The 17372-nt window shown below is 70.2% G+C and carries 15 protein-coding genes; 8 read left to right on the top strand and 7 right to left on the bottom strand.

Annotated elements, in window-relative coordinates; translation table 11 throughout:
• Window positions 1-65: 65 nt before the first annotated feature.
• Complete coding sequence (locus CEK65_RS10705) at window positions 66-677, top strand: superoxide dismutase (RefSeq protein ID WP_017914072.1); 612 nt, start codon at window positions 66-68, stop codon at window positions 675-677.
• 485 nt (window positions 678-1162) lie between these two features.
• Here CEK65_RS10705 and CEK65_RS10700 read toward each other — a convergent pair whose 3' ends face one another.
• The 3 genes from CEK65_RS10700 to CEK65_RS10690 all read right to left on the bottom strand — a co-directional run bounded on the left by CEK65_RS10700 (window position 1163) and on the right by CEK65_RS10690 (window position 6330).
• Window positions 1163-2050, bottom strand: coding sequence for an endonuclease/exonuclease/phosphatase family protein (locus CEK65_RS10700; RefSeq protein WP_152181707.1), 888 nt, complete (start codon window positions 2048-2050; stop codon window positions 1163-1165).
• A gap of 182 nt (window positions 2051-2232) precedes the next feature.
• Entirely contained in the window at window positions 2233-4482 is a 2250-nt protein-coding gene (locus CEK65_RS10695; protein WP_152181706.1) for a glycoside hydrolase family 3 C-terminal domain-containing protein, read from the bottom strand.
• A 75-nt stretch (window positions 4483-4557) separates the two neighbouring features.
• Window positions 4558-6330, bottom strand: coding sequence for a M14 family metallopeptidase (locus CEK65_RS10690; RefSeq protein ID WP_152181705.1), 1773 nt, complete (start codon window positions 6328-6330; stop codon window positions 4558-4560).
• Window positions 6331-6498: 168 nt separating this feature from the next.
• Here CEK65_RS10690 and CEK65_RS10685 point away from each other — a divergent pair, with 168 nt between their 5' ends.
• A complete protein-coding gene (locus CEK65_RS10685; protein ID WP_017909503.1) occupies window positions 6499-8055 on the top strand; it encodes an oligopeptide:H+ symporter in 1557 nt (518 codons plus the stop codon).
• 8 nt (window positions 8056-8063) lie between these two features.
• Complete coding sequence (locus tag CEK65_RS10680; RefSeq protein WP_017912452.1) at window positions 8064-8699, top strand: rhomboid family intramembrane serine protease; 636 nt, start codon at window positions 8064-8066, stop codon at window positions 8697-8699.
• 153 nt (window positions 8700-8852) lie between these two features.
• Here the strand turns inward: CEK65_RS10680 and CEK65_RS10675 are convergent, their stop codons facing one another.
• Window positions 8853-9059 carry a hypothetical protein gene (locus CEK65_RS10675; protein ID WP_017909505.1) on the bottom strand — a complete coding sequence of 69 codons (207 nt, stop codon included), beginning with the start codon at window positions 9057-9059 and terminating at the stop codon, window positions 8853-8855.
• 216 nt (window positions 9060-9275) lie between these two features.
• Between CEK65_RS10675 and CEK65_RS10670 the strand changes: the two genes are divergently transcribed.
• The 3 genes from CEK65_RS10670 to CEK65_RS10660 all read left to right on the top strand — a co-directional run bounded on the left by CEK65_RS10670 (window position 9276) and on the right by CEK65_RS10660 (window position 11168).
• Window positions 9276-9560, top strand: coding sequence for a GNAT family N-acetyltransferase (locus tag CEK65_RS10670; RefSeq protein WP_017915076.1), 285 nt, complete (start codon window positions 9276-9278; stop codon window positions 9558-9560).
• Window positions 9561-9664: 104 nt separating this feature from the next.
• Window positions 9665-10492, top strand: a complete 828-nt coding sequence (locus CEK65_RS10665; protein ID WP_152181704.1) for a DUF3298 and DUF4163 domain-containing protein — start codon at window positions 9665-9667, stop codon at window positions 10490-10492.
• Window positions 10493-10634: 142 nt separating this feature from the next.
• Complete coding sequence (locus tag CEK65_RS10660; RefSeq protein ID WP_043092243.1) at window positions 10635-11168, top strand: MarR family transcriptional regulator; 534 nt, start codon at window positions 10635-10637, stop codon at window positions 11166-11168.
• Window positions 11169-11362: 194 nt separating this feature from the next.
• Here the strand turns inward: CEK65_RS10660 and CEK65_RS10655 are convergent, their stop codons facing one another.
• Window positions 11363-12145 (bottom strand): hypothetical protein, encoded by a 783-nt coding sequence (locus CEK65_RS10655; protein ID WP_152181703.1) that lies wholly within the window; start codon window positions 12143-12145, stop codon window positions 11363-11365.
• The gene (locus CEK65_RS10650) at window positions 12142-12675 is read right to left on the bottom strand and encodes an RNA polymerase sigma factor (protein ID WP_017907990.1); all 534 of its coding nucleotides are present in this window, start codon (window positions 12673-12675) and stop codon (window positions 12142-12144) included. The genes CEK65_RS10655 and CEK65_RS10650 overlap by 4 nt, the downstream gene beginning before the upstream one ends.
• Before the next feature lie 108 nt (window positions 12676-12783).
• On the opposite strand from CEK65_RS10650, the gene CEK65_RS10645 reads away from it, so the two are divergent.
• Together CEK65_RS10645 and CEK65_RS10640 are read left to right on the top strand one after the other, a co-directional pair.
• Window positions 12784-14052, top strand: a complete 1269-nt coding sequence (locus tag CEK65_RS10645; protein WP_226980547.1) for a S8 family serine peptidase — start codon at window positions 12784-12786, stop codon at window positions 14050-14052.
• A gap of 104 nt (window positions 14053-14156) precedes the next feature.
• The gene (locus CEK65_RS10640; RefSeq protein WP_152181702.1) at window positions 14157-14939 is read left to right on the top strand and encodes a hypothetical protein; all 783 of its coding nucleotides are present in this window, start codon (window positions 14157-14159) and stop codon (window positions 14937-14939) included.
• A gap of 170 nt (window positions 14940-15109) precedes the next feature.
• Here CEK65_RS10640 and CEK65_RS10635 read toward each other — a convergent pair whose 3' ends face one another.
• Window positions 15110-17296: a M3 family metallopeptidase gene (locus CEK65_RS10635; RefSeq protein ID WP_193314755.1), complete on the bottom strand. Its 2187-nt coding sequence runs from the start codon at window positions 17294-17296 to the stop codon at window positions 15110-15112.
• Window positions 17297-17372: the final 76 nt, after the last annotated feature.

Below are 17372 nucleotides of genomic sequence, written 5' to 3'. Positions count from 1 at the left end.
CGACCGTCCCTACCATTGCTCACGCAACGCTCGTCCTTTCGACGGCGAAAGTCCAGGAGAACCGCATGGCCTACACCCTCCCCAAGTTGCCCTACGCCTACGACGCGCTGGAACCGCACATCGATGCGCAGACGATGGAGATCCATCACACCAAGCATCACCAGACCTACATCAACAACGTCAACGCCGCGCTGGAAGGCACCGAGTACGCCGACCTGCCGATCGAGGCGCTGGTGTCCAAGCTGAAGTCGCTGCCGGAGAACCTGCAGGGCCCGGTGCGCAACAACGGTGGCGGCCATGCCAACCACTCGCTGTTCTGGACGGTGATGGCGCCGAATGCCGGCGGCACCCCGAGCGGCGACGTCGGCAAGGCGATCGACGCCGAACTGGGCGGCTTCGACAAGTTCAAAGAGGCCTTCACCAAGGCTGCACTGACCCGCTTCGGCAGCGGCTGGGCCTGGCTGAGCGTCACCCCGGACAAGAAGCTGGTGGTCGAGAGCACCGCCAACCAGGACAGCCCGCTGTTCGAAGGCAACACCCCGATCCTGGGCCTGGACGTGTGGGAACACGCCTACTACCTGAAGTACCAGAACCGTCGTCCGGACTACATTGGCGCGTTCTTCAACGTGGTCGACTGGAAGGAAGTGGAGCGCCGCTACCACGCCGCGATCGGCTGATCGCGCGTCAGCGCTGCACCATGAAGAAGGCCGGGTTCGCCCGGCCTTTTTTTGTGTGGATGCCCGCCATAAGCGCTGGAAGTGCGGGTGGGGCGTGGCTGCCAGGTTGGTATGCTGCCCTCGCGCGCGTGACCAGCGTGCTTCGGCAGCGATGGCGGCCTACGCCGCATTGGCCGCCGCTTGCGCCGCTGCGTCGCCAGGGCGCGCTAAACCTTTGGCGTGCAGGCGCAGGAGCGGCTTCAGGGCAGCTCTGCCAACGACGAAAGACAACTGGCAGCAGCGGCTTCAGCCGCGATGGGCGTTACCGGGAATGCTTTGTCGCGGCCGAAGACGCTCCTGCAGATGACGCTGTGCGTGACGAAAGCAGGGAATCGGCGATGCCCGATCGTTCCGGTCCGATGGCATGCCGATGCCGATCCACCCCCATGCGCCGCATCGCAAGGCGGTGATCGCACGGCGCGCGAACGTGCCCAGCCTGCCGTCCGCTATGGCGCCGGTTGCAGCGATGTCGGTATCGGGTCCAGCGGTTGCAGCGCCATCAGCAGGCCGCGCGTACCGGCCACTGGCAGGTCGGGCGCCGGCGCGAGCAAGCGTGCGCCGTGCAGCGGGCGGAAGTGGCCGCGTTCGAAGAACACGTGGTCGGCGGCCGCCGCCGTGCCGGGCGCACGCACGTCGATCCGGTTGCGCGCCGCTTCGCCGCGCACGCTGCCGTCCTCGAAGCGCACCGCCAACGGCGCAAGCTCGGGGGCGCGCGCCGCCGCAAAGAAGCCACCGGCCAGCAGCGAGGGCACGCCCTCGGCGGTGGCATCGATCCAGGCCATCAGGTCCTCGGCCTGTTCGCGGCGGCTGGCGCCGCCGTCGCGCGTCGCGTGCAGGCGGGTGAAGTACAGGTTCACCGGCTGCCCGTGCAGGTCCACCCGCACCAGGCCGGCGACGCTGTAGTCCTCCAGCGGATGCAGCAAGGTCTCGGCCTCTTCCAGCACCGGCAGGCGGGTCAGCAGCGCATTGCCGCGGCGTTGCGGCCGGCTCGGCGGATCGGGGCTGATGAAGTGGCAGTGGTAGCCCAGGCGCGCGGCCAGCCATTGCGCCTGGTTCGGCATCTCCGGCGTCTGCAGCACTTCCTGCAGGGCGATGGCGTCGGGATGCAGGCGCTGCAGGGCCACGGCAATGCGCTCGCGGCGCGCGATCCAGTCGTCGCCGTCCCGCGTGGCGCGCGGGTCCGGGGCGAGCGTGAGCGTGACCACGGTGAGGGCGGCGTCTGCCGTGGCCGAGGCCGTCGGCACCGCGTCCGCCGCCACGTGCGCCTGCGCCAATGCCGCCACGGCCAGCAACAGCCAGCCGGTGCGATGCCATCGGAAGACGCGGGGAGTCATGCGGGCGATGCTACGGCGCAGCGTCTCAGGGTTGCGTATACAGCCGATGGTGCTGCGGCGTCCGCCACACAATCGGTGGCGCGCAGGTGGCAATGACGAACATCGCCCCACCTCCGGCGCGCACAGGCGCGGAGGCGGGGCGGGGACCGGTACACACGGCGCGCGTGCGCCGCGCGCCTCGGTCAATGCTGCAGCACGCCGTCCTTCAGGTGCAGCGGCGCGCGCGCCTCCACCTGCGTCGCCGAACGGCCCAGCAGCAGTTCGTAGTCGCCGGCGACGATGTGCCAGTGGCGCTGCTTCGGGTCGTAGTCGGCCAGGGTCTTGGGCTCGGCGACGATGCTGACGTGGCGGCTCTCGCCCGGCTTGAGCAGCACCTTGTCCCAGCCGACCAGGCGGATCGGGGTGTGATGGCCCTGCGGCAGGCGCAGGTACAGCTGCGGCACGTCTGCCCCTTCACGATCGCCGGTGTTGCGCACGTCGAAGCTGGCGACGACACGGCGACCGTCCGCCTGCACCTTGAAGTTGCCGTAGGCGAACGTGGTGTAGGACAGGCCGTAGCCGAACGGATACACCGGCTCCAGGCCGCGCGCGGCGAACCAGCGATAGCCGACATTGGCGCCTTCGATGTTGTAGTCGACGTTGCTGCCGGCCGGTTGCGCCGGCTTGAAGCCCAGGCCGGGAATCGACGGCCGCGGCAGTTGCGACACGTCGCGCAGCCAGGTGACCGGCAGGCGGCCGGACGGGTTCACCTCGCCCAGCAGCAGCCGCGCCAGGCCTTCGCCACCGCGGATGCCCGGATACCAGGCTTCCAGCACCGCCGGCACCTGCTGCAGCCACGGCATGGCGACCGGGCCGTTGGTCTCCAGGACCACCACGGTCTTCGGGTTGGCCTTGGCCACGCCGGCGATCAGCGCGTCCTGCTTGTCGGGCAGGGCGATGTCCGGCAGGTCCACCGACTCGGCCGACCATTGCGTGGCGAACACGATGGCCACGTCGGCCTCGCGCGCGAGCTTGGCCGCCGCCGCCGGGTCGTCGCCGCTGGCGTAGTCGATCTGCGCGTCGGGCAGGGCCTTGCGCAGCGCCTGCAGCGGCGAGGACGGATGGAACATCACCGGGCCCGGCCAGGTGGTCGGGGCGATCCCCGGCACCGCGTTGCCGCCGTTGACGGTGACGCCGACCATCGACGAGCCGCCGCCGCCGATCACGCCCTTGTCGGCATGGCCGCCGATCACCGCGATGCGGCGCACGGTGCGCGACAGCGGCAGCAGCTTGCCCTCGTTGCGCAACAGCACCGTGCCTTCCTCGACCACGCGCTGCACGGCCAGGCCGCCGGCGTCGTCGTCGATCGGCTGGTGCTGCGGCGGGTTGTCGAAGCTGCCGGTGGCGATGAAGGCGCGCAGGATGCGCTTGACCATGTCGTCCAGGCGCGCCTGCGGCACGGTGCCGGCGGCCACCGCCATGCGCAGCGGCTGGTCGAAATACACCGCCTTGTCGAACACTTCGCCGGCCGACTGCTGGTCCAGGCCGGCCAGCGCCGCCTTGGAGCCGCTGTGCACGCCGCCCCAGTCGGACATCACGTAGCCGGGGAACTTCCATTCCTGCTTCAGCACCTGGTTGAGCAGGTAGTCGTGCTCGCAGCCGTACACGCCGTTGATGCGGTTGTAGGAGCACATCACCGAGCCGGGCTGGCCGATCTTCAGCGCCAGCTCGAAGGCCAGCAGGTCCGACTCGTGCATGGCCTGCTCGCCGATGTCGGCGCTGTGGGTGTTGCGCCCGGTCTCCAGGTCGTTCATCGCGAAGTGCTTCATGGTCGAGACCACATGCTGGCTCTGCACGCCGCGGATCGATTCGCCGACCATCGTGCCGGCCAGCAGCGGATCCTCGCCGGCGTACTCGAAGTTGCGGCCGTTGCGCGGGTCGCGCTGCAGGTTGACGCTGCCGGCCAGCAGCACGTTGAAACCCTGCTGCCAGGCCTCGCGGCCCATGGTGGCGCCGCCGGCGAAAGCCAGTGCGCGGTTCCAGGTGGCGGCGGTGGCCGGGCCGGAGGGCAGCGCGGTGGCGTGGTCGCCGGGGCGGATGTTGCCGGGGTTGGTCACGCCGAGGCCGGCATCGGCCAGTTGCTGCGACGGGATGCCCAGGCGTTCGATCGCCGGCACGTAGCCGGCCGAGCCGAGCGCACCGGCCGGCTTCGGGCCGCCGTCCTTGCCCAGGCCGAAGTAGCTGTGCAGCATCTGGAACTTCTCGTCCGGGGTCATCGCCTGCACCAGCAGCGCGGCGCGCCGGTCCGGCGACAGGTTGCGGTCGTTCCACGGGCGCTGCGCAGCGGCGGCGTTCGGCGTGGACGCCGTGCCCGCGGCCGCCGCCGGCGGCGCGGCGACGGCAGGCGAGGCCAGCGCGAGGGTCAGGCAAAGGGATCCTGTAAACGTTTTCATATCGGGGCGAACAGCCTCTTCAGCAGATGACGGGAAGGCGCATCGGGGGAGTCGGGGGGAGGGTGGAACCGCGCGTCAGGACGGTGCTTCGTCGCTGCGCATGACCGGGTACAGGCGGTAGCGCTCGTCCCAGGAACTGTGGTGGCGGTAGAAGAACTCCAGCCGCGCCTGCGGATCCTTGGCGAAGGCCGCGTCGTGTTCGAGCTTGTCCTCGAACTCGGCCTTGAGCGCCGGGTCGCTGGCCAGCATCTGCCGCGCCACGTCCTCGGCGACGTAGTCTTCCATGTACTCGGCGCGCTCGAACGCGCTGTTGAACTCGCCCCATTGCAGCAGCGAGTCCGGCGCCTGCGGTTCCAGCAGCGCCATCAACAGCCGCGCCTTGGGCTGGGCGATCGGCACGAACAGCGCGCCGGCGCCGACGGCGCGGGTCTCCGGCTTCCAGGCGCCGGCGACGCTGAGCCGCTGGTGGCCTTCGGACGAGCGGGCGGCGAAGCTGGCGGTGTCGGCGCGGAAGGTCTGCACCGGCAGGGTGGCGTCGTGCTCCAGCGTGCGGAAGGCGATGCCGTGCTGGCGCAGCTTGGTGCCGACCAGGGCCGCCTGCGCCGCCGGCACCAGGTAGCCGGCGCGCGGCGCGGCGACTTCCACGCTGGGCACGATCTGGTCGCGCAGCGGCACCCGCCAGATCTTCGGGGTGCGCTCGTCGTAGCGGGTCATCAGCGCGCCGGACACCGGCGAGGGCGTGCGCGTGTAGGCATAGCCGCGGAAATCCACCAGGTGCGAAGCGTCGGTGGTGCGGTAGTCCAGCGCCACGGTCTTCCCTCCCAGGGCCTGTGCACGGGTGTCGGCCGCCAGCGCGTCGGCGCGCCACTGCGCACCGTGCCGCGCCACCTGCTGCAGCACCGAGACGATGGTGTTGCGGGTGATGCGCACGCGCTCGGGGTAGCGCTTCCAGGAATGCGTTTCCACCAGCATGCCGAAGCGGTTGCGCAGCTGGAAATAGCCGTGCGAGAAGCGCGGCGTCGGCACCCCGTCCTCGAAGCCGGAGGCGGGGTCGTCGTTGACCACGAAGGAGGGGTAGTAGGGCAGCGGCAGCGAGCCCTGCCGCTTCAGATCGGCCAGCACGCTGTCGCGCAGGCGCAGGCCGTCGCCGCGCAGTGCGGTATCGCCAGCGTGCAGCGGTTCCACCTGGATCGACACGTCGTGCTCGAACTGCGCGCCGTCGGTGACGTGCAGATCCACATACACGAGCGGGTCCCACTGCTCGACCAGGCGCAGCATCGCCTGCATCTCCGGCGCGTCGGCCTTGACGTAGTCGCGGTTGAGGTTGAGGTTCTGCGCGGTGGTGCGCCAGCCCATCTGCTCCGGGCCGCGCTGGTTGGGCCGGTTCCAGGCGCCGAAGCGCTCGTGCCCGTCGACGTTGAACACCGGTACGAACAGCCACACCTGCTTGTCCAGCGCGCCGCGCGCGGCCTGGCCGTCGAGCAGTTGGCGCAGCGCCAGGAAGCCGGCGTCCTTGCCGTCGATCTCGCCGGCGTGGATGCCGCCCTGGATCAGCACCACCGGCAGCTTGCGCGCCTGTGCGGCCGCTGGATCCAGCGCGCCGGAGGTGGACACCGCCAGCGCCATCATCGGCCGGCCTTCCGGGGTGGTGCCGAAGTCGAAACAGCGCACCGCCTGTGGATAGCGCTGCGCGAAGGCATCGCACAGCGCGATGGTTTCGGCGTAGCGGCCGGTGCGCGCGAACCCGCTGCGCTCGGCTTCGGTGGACAGGCCCGCCTCGCTGGCCAGCGATGGCATGCTGCACAGCAGCATCGGAAACAGCAGGGTGGCCAGCCAGGGTCGGATCATCTCGGCACCGTCTCGGGACAGGCCCCCATGATGCGGGCAGCGCGCCGATTGCGAAAGCACCCAGGGCGTGTCCTAGCGGTTCGATTCGCCGGAACGATCGGGTAACCTTCTGAAAATTTTGCCTGGACGAGGGCCCGTGAGCAGCCAAGCCACCACGAGACACGCCGCATGAGCGCGGCGCAGGAGCGCACCGCCGCGCGCATGCCGCGGCAGATTCCGTACATCATCGGCAACGAGGCCTGCGAGCGCTTCAGCTTCTACGGGATGCGCAACATCCTGGTGCAGTTCCTGATCACCTCGCTGCTGCTGCAGGAAGTGACCGCGCCCGGCCGCGAGGCCGAAGCCAAGCACATCATGCACAGCTTCATGATCGGCGTGTACTTCTTCCCGCTGCTCGGCGGCTGGCTGGCCGACCGCTTCTTCGGCAAGTACAGCACCATTCTCTGGTTCAGCCTGATCTACTGCGTGGGCCACCTGTGCCTGGCGCTGTTCGAGGGCCATCGCAACGGCTTCTTCCTCGGCCTGGGCCTGATCGCGCTGGGCGCGGGCGGGATCAAGCCGCTGGTGGCCTCGTTCATGGGCGATCAGTTCGACCAGGGCAACAAGCACCTGGCGAAGGTGGTGTTCGACGCCTTCTACTGGATCATCAACTTCGGCTCGCTGTTCGCCTCGCTGCTGATCCCGCTGGCGCTGAAGAACCTGGGGCCGGCGTGGGCGTTCGGCATCCCCGGCATCCTGATGCTGGTGGCGACCCTGGTGTTCTGGGCCGGGCGTCACCGCTACGTGCGCGTGCCGCTGCCGCCCAAGGATCCGCACGGTTTCGCCCAGGTGGTGCGCACCGCGCTGCTGCGGCAGGCGCCGGGGCAGGGCCGCCCCGGCCTGGTCCTGGCCGGCGTGGCGGTGCTGCTGGCGCTGGCGACGTTCGCCCTCGTGCCGACCCTGGGTCTGGTGATCTGCCTGTGCCTGGCGCTGGTGTTGCTGCTGGCCGGCATCGGCGGCGGCACCTGGTGGCAACTGGAGCGCGCCCGCGCGCTGCATCCGGATGCGGCGGTGGACGGCGTGCGCGCGGTGCTGCGGGTGCTGGTGGTGTTCGCGCTGGTCACCCCGTTCTTCTCGCTGTTCGACCAGAAGGCCTCGACCTGGGTGCTGCAGGGCCAGCAGATGCAGATGCCGGCGTGGTTCAGCGCCTCGCAGATGCAGGCGCTGAATCCGGCGCTGGTGATGCTGCTGATCCCCTTCAACAACCTGGTGCTGTATCCGCTGCTGCGCCGGCGCGGCTACGAGCCGACCGCGCTGCGGCGGATGACCGCCGGCATCGCCTTCAGCGGCCTGGCCTGGATCGTGGTCGGCACGCTGCAGGTGATGATGGACGGCGGCGACGCCCTGTCCATCGCCTGGCAGATCCTGCCGTACGCGCTGCTGACCTTCGGCGAAGTGCTGGTCTCGGCGACCGGCCTGGAGTTCGCCTACAGCCAGGCGCCGCAGTCGATGAAGGGCGTGGTGATGAGTTTCTGGAACCTCACCACCACGGTCGGCAACCTGTGGGTGCTGCTGTCCAACGCGGCGGTGCGCAACGACCGCGTCACCGCGCACATCGGCAGCACCGGGCTCAGCGAGACCGCGTTCCTGATGTTCTTCTTCGCCGCCTTCGCGTTCGTCGCCGCACTGCTGTTCGGGCTGTACGCGCGCCGCTACCGCATGGTCGACCACTACCGCCCCGCCTGAGACCCCGCATGCCCTCCGTCACCCCCGTCAACCTGATCCTGATCGTCCTCACCGTGCTGGTGTCGTGGGCGGCGTTCAACAACCGCCGGCTGCTCGACCGGCTGATCCTGTGGCCGCCGGCGATCGACCGCCACAAGCAGTACGACCGGCTGGTGACCTACGGCTTCATCCATGCCGATTTCCCGCACCTGCTGTTCAACATGGTCACGCTGTACTTCTTCGGCGGACCGATCGAGGTGCTGATGGAGCGGCTGACCGGCAACATGCTGGTGTATCCGCTGTTCTACCTGTCGGCGTTGGTGGTCTCGATCCTGCCCAGCTACCTGAAGAACCAGAAGAACCCCAACTACATGAGCCTGGGCGCCTCCGGCGCGGTGTCGGCGGTGCTGTTCGCCTTCATCCTGATGGCGCCGTGGACCGGGATCTTCTTCTTCTTCATCCCGATTCCGATCCCGGCGATCCTGTATGCCGTGTTCTATGTCGGCTACAGCATCTGGATGGACCGCCGCGGCGGCGACAACGTCAACCACAGCGCGCACCTGGCCGGCGCGGCGTTCGGCGTCATGTTCCTGCTGATCATGGAGCCGTCGGTGCTGCAGCACTTTCTGGGCGAGCTGGCGAACCCGCGCTTCGGGCGCGGCTGATCCGCGACGCGGTGGCGTCCGCACGGGCGTGCGGCGCCGCGCGATCGGCACATCTCTCATTCGCTGCGCTGGGTATGCGCCATGGCGCGGATGCGGTCGTGGGCACGCATCGCGCATGGGGCAGGTGGCGGTCCGTCAGGCCGCCCTCTGTGTTCAGCGGGTCTGCTGCCCGCGCAACTGCACCTTGGCGCTGCCGATGGCGGCGTTCTCGTAGGTGCGCTTGAGGCGCTGGTAGACCTCGTCGTCGAGCTGCTGGAACTCGCCGCCCTGGTGGTCGCCGCTGACCGACAGTTGGAACAGCCCTTCCAGCAAGGAGGCGTTGTGGTCGCCCTGGTCGTATTTGCTCTCGGTCTCGCTCATGCGCGTGGTTCCCTGTTGGATCGCTGCGTGATGGGAGGTGCAACTCCCATGCCAGGTTTTCGGCCTGTCCTGGCGGTATCGGCCGCGCGCGGCACGACTTGAGCGGCGTACGGCTGACGCGCCGCGTCGGCGGCGTGACGCCCTGGGGCAGGTGTTTCACATCGCCGCGGCAAGCCGCAGCGGACACTGCCTGCTCCGCGACACATTCCACTTCCCATGTCCGTACCGAACGTCCCGATCGCGCACGATCCGCAGCAGCACCGCTTCAGCCTGCAGGTCGACGGCCACCGCGCCGAACTCGACTACGTGCTGGAGCAGGGGCGCATGGTCATCACCCACACCGGGGTGCCTGGCCCGATCGGCGGGCGCGGGCTGGCGGCGCAACTGGTCGCCGCCGCGCTGGACCATGCGCAGGCACAAGGCTGGAAGGTGGTGCCGGCGTGTTCGTACGCGGCCGTGTTCATCCAGCGGCATCCGCAATACGCGGCGCTGCTCGATTGAGCATCGGGCACCGCAACGGCGCGATAATGCGCGCCACTTTTACAGGCATTGCAGGAACAGGGGCAGTCGACGTGAGCAGGGCAGAGACGATGGGCAACGGGCGGATGGCATGGACGGCACTGGCGGTCGCCGCGGCGCTGGCACTGGCCGGCTGCAAACGCGAGGAACCGGCCGCCGTACCGGCGCCCGCCGCGGCACCGGCACAAAGCGAGGCTTCCGCGGCGCCGGAGCCGGCGCAGACCACACCGCCGGAACTGAAGGACATCGTCGAACACAGCCCCAGCTATGTGGTCGGCATCACTTTTCCGCCGTCGATCAACCGCTACCCCGGACTGGCCGAGGCGGCCAACCGCTACGCGCAGAGCGCGCGCAGCGAGCTGATGGAAGCGGTCGACGGGCTGGGCAACGATCGCCCGCGCGCGCCCTACGAACTCTCGCTGCAGTTCGAAATGCTGCTGGAGCGTCCGGACCTGGTCGCGCTGAGCGCCGACGGCAGCCGCTACACCGGCGGTGCGCACGGCGAACCGCTGGTGGCGCGTTGGGTGTGGCTGCCGCAGCAGCAGCGCATGCTCACCGCCGAGACACTGATCCCGGATGCGTCGCACTGGAAGCAGGTGGCCGGCTATGTCGCCGCGCAGCTGCGCCAGGCGGTGCAGACGCGGGTGGATGCCGAACATGTGCCGCCGGAGGACCAGGACGAGCAGGTGCGCAGCGCCAGCAAGATGATCGCCGAAGGCACCGAGCCGCAGCCCGGCAACTTCAGCCAGTTCCAGCCGTTGGTCGACGCGGCGGGCAAGATCACCGCCTTGCGTTTCGTGTTTCCGCCGTACCAGGTGGGGCCGTACGCCGATGGCACGCAGACGGTGGACGTGCCGGCCAGCGTGCTGCGCGAGCTGGTGGCACCGGAATACGCGCCGCTGTTCGCCGCCTGAGCGGTGGCCGGCGCGCCAGCGCGCGTCGGCGTCGGCGTGCGGTGCACCGCGTCGACAGTATGCGGGAACGCAACGCGTGCCCTCGTCGGAACGATGCGCAATGGGTAGCATTGGCGGCTACCCCACTTGCAATCGATTTCTTATGGGCAGTTTCGATCAGACCGAGCGGCGCGTGGCGCACACCTGCGCGCGCTATCCGGCCTTCCCGCGCGAGCCCGCCGTCCTGGTCCGGCTGGTCAAGCACCTGTACAAGCGCGTGCATGCCAACGCCAGCGGCGTGCTCAAGGAGTACGGCATCAGCCCGCCGGAGTACGAGATCCTGATGATGCTGTACGGCACGCCCGAGCAGTGCATCACCCCCACCGAGGTGGCCGAGGCCGCCAGCGAGAAGCCGGCCAACATCACCCGTCTCACCGACAGCCTGTGCAGCAAGGGGCTGCTGTCGCGCACGGCCAGTCCGGAAGACCGGCGCAAGGTCGCGCTGACCCTGCAGCCGGCCGGCATCGCCCTGATCGAACGCTTGCTGCCGGACGTGTGTGCGTTCCTGGAGACGGAAACCGCGGCACTGGATGCCGGCGAGCAGCAGCAACTGGAGAGACTGCTGAAGAAGATGCTGGCCGGCATCGACGGCCTCGACGCTGCCACCGAGTCGAAGACGCAGGCGGCGCTGCCCTGAGGGCAACCTCGAAGAAGGTGCGTCCGCGGCATCGAGCGTGAATCGATGCGCTGCAGGAGCGGCTTCAGCAGCGACCGGCGTTTCGGAAACGCGCGTCGCGGCTGAAGCGGCTCCTGCCGGACGCGTTCCGGTGTGCTTCGGAGGTGTTCTAGGCGCGTTGCCCATCCCAAAGCAGGCAGAGCATCGGCCTGTTCCTAGCGCCAGCCGCGTGCGCGCGCGCGCTGTTCGCCGTCGGCATCCAGCGCCTCGCCGGCGATGCGCGCATCCACCGCCTGCAGCACCGCGGCCGGCATCGGGCTGGCCGCCATGCGCATGCCGCCGCCGTCTTCGCGTTCGCCGGCCGGCACCAGCAGTTCCACCCGCCATGCGCCGTCGCGCTGGCAGGCCAGGCCGGCGTTGGCGTTCGACAGCGCGAAGGTGCGGCAGTAATGGCCGTCGCGATCGCGGAAGCTCAGGCCGATGCGCACGCTGCCCTGGGACTGGCCGGACAACTGCTGCGTCAGCGCCTGCGCCAGCGCGCCCTCGGCGACGCTCCCCTGGGCCGCCGCGACCGTCGGGCCGTGCGCATCGCCCTGCGGCAATTGCCGCTGCGCGATCCACAGCCCCAGCAACAGCGCCGCCGCCAAGGCCGCCGGCAGCGCCCAGCGGCGTCGTGCGCGTGGCCGCAGCGGCGTCGGTCGGCTTGCCTGCGCCGTCGCATGGATGGGCGAGGGCGGCAGCGCGGCGACAGCGGCGTCCTGGCCGGGGGCGTCGGCCGGCCGTGCGCGCGCCGCGGCGAGCAAGCGTGCGGGCACCGCTTCGTCCAGCACCGGGGCGAAGCCGGCGCGCAGCCGCGCCTGCAGGCTGCGCAGCCGCTCCAGGGCCTGTGTCAGCTGCGGGTCGCTGCGCAACGCCGCTTCCACCTGGGCGGCCTGCGCCGCATCCAGTTCGCCGTCGGCGTAGGCCTGCAGCGTGAGTGCGTCGATCGTGGTGTTCATGCGGTCGCCTCCAGTGATGCCTGCAGGGCTTCGCGCCCACGCGCGAGCCGGCTGGTGAGTGTGCCGAGCGGAATCTCCAGCACCGCCGCGGCATCCTTGTAGGACAGGCCTTCGATCAGCACCAGCGCGATCGCCAGGCGTTGTTCCTCGGGCAGGCCGGCCATCGCGGCCTGCACCGCCATCCAGTCCTGCTGCCGCTCCAGCGGCGTGTCGCCGACGTGCTCGCCCTCGGCGGCATCGACGAACACCTGCCGCCGTCGCCGCTGCGCCCGCACCTCGTCGATCCAGGCGTGGCGGATGATGCCGTACAGCCAGTACTGCAGCGGCGTCTCCGGCCGCCATTGCCCGGCGCGGCGCAGGGCGCGCTCGATCGCGATCTGCAGCAGGTCGTCGGCGTCCTCGCGATGGCCGGCGACGGCACGCGCGAAGCGCCGCAACTGCGGCAGCAGGGTACAGATGCCGTCGCCGACGGCGGCCGTGGGATCGGCGTGCATGTCGGTGATACGTTCGGCGGAGGGGTTTTCTTCCATGGGCGCGGCGCGGCGTTCACCGCGTGTCGGGATGGCAGGATTAGTGTGGCACGCCAACAGGGGCGGACAACGGAGCGGGGCATGGCGACGGGCAGACGAATGCGCTGGATGGCCGTGGCATGGCTGGCGGTGGCGACACCAGCGTTGGCGCAGCTGGCGCTGCCGTCGGCCGGTGGGCTGGTGCAGGACGTCACCCAGGGCATGCAGGGCGGCATGAATCGGGTGGGGGAGTCGCTGCAGGATGCGCGCGGCGAGGTCGAACGGCTGCGGCTGAAACGCCTGCAGGCGCTGCTGCGCAGCGATCCGCGCGGGCTGGAGCGCGACGAGGGCGGCGCGGTGGTGATGCGCGGGCAGGTGGTGGCGCTGGAGCCGGATCCGGCGGCGCTGCAAGCGGCGCAGGCGGCCGGCTTCGCGGTGCTGGAGCAGCGCAGCTTCGGCGAATTCGGCCTGCGCCTGGTGGTGCTGCAGGTGCCGTCGGGCCTGTCCACGCGCCGCGCCCTGCAGCAACTGCGCGAGCGCGATCCGCAGGGCGAGTACGACTACAACCACGTCTACAGCGGATCGGCGGCGGTGCCACCGGCGCCCGCCAGCGCCTCCGCCGCTCCGGCAGCCGCTGGCGCCGCGACGGGCGACTTCGTGGTCGGCCTGATCGACAGCGGCGTGGACGCGGCGCATCCGGCGCTGGCCGGCGTGCAGGTGCAATCCTGGGGCTGCGACGGGCAGGTGCGCGCGCAGCCGCACGGCACGGCGGTCGCCTCGCTGCTGGCCGGACGCGCGGTGGCGCACGGGCCGTTCGCGCGCACCCTGTATGCGGCCGACATCTATTGCGGACAGGCCGATGGCGGCACCGTGGTCGAGCTGGTCGGGGCACTGGCATGGATGGCGCAGCAACAGGTGCCGGTGATCAACATCAGCCTGATCGGCGGGCCCAACCGTGCGTTGCAACTCGCCGTGCAGCGCATGCTCGCGCGCGGCCACGTGCTGGTCGCCGCGGTGGGCAACGACGGCCCGGCAGCACCGCCACTGTATCCCGCGGCCTATCCCGGGGTGATCGGTGTCACCGCGGTGGATGCGCGTGCGCGGGTCTTGCCGGAGGCGGGGCGAGGGCCGCAGGTGGCCTTCGCCGCGGTCGGCGAACTGATCGCCGCGGCACCGCAAGGCCGCTGGCAGACGCAGCGTGGCACCTCCTTCGCGGCGCCGCTGGTGGCGCGGCTGGCGGCGCAGGCACTGTCGCAGCCGAATCCGCAGGCGGCCGCGCAGCTGCGCACGCAGTTGCAGGCGCAGGCGCGCGATCTCGGTGCGCCCGGCACCGATCCGGTGTACGGCGCCGGGCTGCTCGGCGCGGACCTGCCGCTGCAGCGCATGCCGGGCGGCTGAACGCATTCTGTCTGCGTCCCGCCTGCACGGGATGTTCTGCGTCGCTCGATTCGTAGGGAGACATGAGAGCCGCAGATGGCCTGCGGCGACACGAGGAGAATGCGATGAACGGCAAGACTCTGTTGGCGAGCGCGGTGCTGGTGGCGTCGGTGGCGCTGATCCCGGGCGTGGCCGGCGCGCAATTGCTGGGCGGTGCGGGCAGCGTGGGCGGCGCGGTCAACGGCACCCTGGGCGGCCTGGGCGGCGGCAGCCTCGGCGGCAACGGCATGGGCGCCGGCCGCCTGGACGCCGGAGTGCCGCTGGATCGCGCCCGCAGCGGCATCGAGCAGTCGTCGCAGCGTGCGCGGATGGCGGCGCAGCGGGCGGCGGCGCGTGGCGCGGCCACCGCGGACGGCGCGGCGCAGACCGCCGGTGCTGCGGTGAACCAGGGCCGCACGCTGGCCGGCAATGCCGCCGCCAGCGGCAGTGCGGCGGCACGCAGCGCGGCCGGTAGCGCGATGGGCCAGGCCGACGGCGCGCTCGGCGCGGCGACCAGCGCGGCCAATCCCACGGCGGCGCTGGCGACCGCCGGCAATGCCGCCGGTGCCGTCAATGGCGTGACCGGTAACGGTGCTGCGTCGACTGCGGCCGGTAACGGCAGCGGCAACGGCGCCGCCAGCGGCGGCAGCCTGCCGACGGTGCCGGCGCTGTCCGGCAACGGCAGTGCCAACGGTGCGGCCAGCGGCAGCGCCTCGCACAGCGCGGGCACGCATGGCGGGTCGGTGTCGGGCCAGGCGGGTGCGGGCGGCCAGGGCGGTGCGCAGGCCGGTAGCGGTCAGGCGCAAGGGCAGGCCGGTGGCAATGCCTCGCTGGGTGCCAGCATCAACGCCTCCAGCGACGGCCAGTAAGCCGCTGACGGCCAAGCGCGGCGTACCGCGCGTCGCCTTCGCGACGGCAGGCTGAAAAACACGACGCCCGGCTGAGCCGGGCGTCGTGCGTGTTGCGTTCTGCGGTCGGTCGCGGGTGTGTTCCGTCGCGACGTGGCGGCACGGCCGCACGGGCCGCGCCGCGCTGCGCCTCAGCGTGCGCTCGGCGTCGCCGCCGGCGTGGCGTTGAGGCCGCGCTTCTCCAGCAAGGGTTCGATCTGCGGCGCGTGTCCGGCGAAGTCCTGGAACAACTGCATCGCATCGACGCTGCCGCCTCGCGAGAGCAGGGTCTTGCGGAAGCGGTCGCCGTTGGCGCGGCTCAGCCCGCCATGCTGCTTGAACCACTGCTGGGTGTTGGCGTCCAGCACCTCGGCCCAGATGTAGGCGTAGTAGCCGGCCGCGTAGCCGCCCATGATGTGGCTGAAGTACGGCGTGCGGTAGCGCGGCGGCACCGGCGCATAGGCGATGCCGTCGGCGGCCAGCGCCTTGGCCTCGAAGTCCATCACGCCCGATGCCGGCGGCACCTGGCCGGCGCTCAGCTGGTGCCAGCGCTGGTCGAGCATCGCCGCGCCCAGGTACTCGGTGGTGGCGAAGCCCTGGTTGAACTTGGCGGTGGCCACCACCTTGTCCAGCAGCGCCTGCGGCATCGGCGCGCCGCTCTGGTAGTGCTTGGCGTAGTGCTTGAGGATGGCCGGATCGTCGGCCCACATCTCGTTGACCTGCGAGGGGAACTCGACGAAGTCGCGCGGCACGCTGGTGCCGGAGAAGTACGGGTACTTCACGTTCGAGAACATGCCGTGCAGCGCATGGCCGAACTCGTGGAAGGCGGTGGTGACCTCGTCCCAGGTCAGCAGGGTCGGTTGCCCGGCCGGCGGCTTGGGGATGTTGAGGTGGTTGGCGACCACCGGCTTGTCGCCGGTCAGCGCCGACTGCGACACGTAGGAGCTCATCCAGGCGCCGCCACGCTTGGACTCGCGCGCGTACATGTCGGCGATGAAGATCGCCAACTGGCTGCCGTCGGCGTCGAATACGTCGTAGACCAGCACGTCGTCGCGGTAGGTGGGTAGGTCGGTGCGCTGCTTGAAGGTCAGCCCGTACTCCTGGTTGGCGGCGTAGAACACGCCGTTCTCCAGCACCTTCTTCAGTTCGAAGTAGGGCTTGAGCTGGGCCTCGTCGAAGTCGTACTTGGCCTGGCGCACCTTCTCGGTGTAGTAGGCCCAGTCCCAGGCCTCGAGCTTGAAGCTGGGCTTGCCGGCGGCTTTCTGCTCCTGGTCGATCATCGCCTGCAGGTCGGCCGCCTCGCGCTTGGCGTTGGCCACCGCGGCCGGGGCCAGCTTGCCGAGCATGGCGTTGACCGCTTCGGGGGTCTTGGCGGTCTGGGTTTCCAGCGAGTAGGCAGCGTGGTTCGGATAGCCGAGCAGCTTGGCGCGTTCGGCGCGCAGGGTCATGATCCGCGACACCAGCGCGGTGTTGTCGTACGCGCCGCCGTGGCTGCCGCGCGACACCGAGGCCTCGTAGATCTTCTGCCGCAGCGCGCGATCCTTGAGCTGGGCCAGCGGCGGCTGGCCAGTGGTGTTGAGCAGGGCGATCACGTACTTGCCGTCGAGCTTGCGCGCCTTGGCCGCTTCGGCGGCCGCGGCGATCTGCGCGTCGGACAGGCCGTCGAGCTGCTTGACGTCGTCCACCACCACCGCCGCGGCGTTCACTTCGGCCAGCACGTTCTGGCTGAACTTGGTGCCCAGTTCGGCCAGTTCGGCGTTCATCGCCTTGAGCTTGGCCTTGTCGGCGTCGTTGAGCTTGGCGCCGTCGCGGACGAAGTCGCTGTGGTACTTCTCGACCAGGCGCACGCCCTCCGCGTCCAGGCCGAGCTGGTTGCGGGTGTCGTACAGCGTCTGGATGCGCGCGAACAGCTTGGGATTGAGCGCGATCGCATCGCGGTGCGCGGCCAGCTTGCCGGCGTACTCGGCCTGCAGTTTCTTGCGGGTGTCGTTGGTGTCGGCGCCGACCAGGTTGAAGAACACGGTGGTGGCGCGGTCCAGGACCTGCCCGCTCTTCTCCATCGCCACGATGGTGTTGTCGAAGGTCGGTTTGGCGGTCTGATCGGCGATGGCCTGCATTTCCTTCAGTTGCTGCGCCATGCCGGCGTCGAACGCGGGCGCGAAATCGCTGTCCTTGATCTTGTCGAACTGCGGGTAGTGCAGCGGCAGTGGGCTTTCGGCGAAGAACGGGTTGGCCTGCGTGGCCGCCGTGGCGGCGGTGGGCGTGGTGGCCGGAGCGGCGTAGGCGGGCATGGCGAGTCCGAGCGTGGCGGCGAGGGCAAGGGCGAGGCGAGAGGTCATCAAGCGGTATCCGCAATCATGGTGATCGGGCAGGCTACCCCAGGCCGGCAGGCGTGACCCGTGACGAAAGCCATGG

The organism is Xanthomonas sp. LMG 12459 (genome assembly GCF_009192905.1).
GTDB classification, from domain to species: Bacteria; Pseudomonadota; Gammaproteobacteria; order Xanthomonadales; family Xanthomonadaceae; genus Xanthomonas_A; species Xanthomonas_A sontii.
The sequence above is the reverse complement of the archived record's forward strand: the minus strand, read 5'-3'. Positions and strand labels throughout refer to the sequence as shown.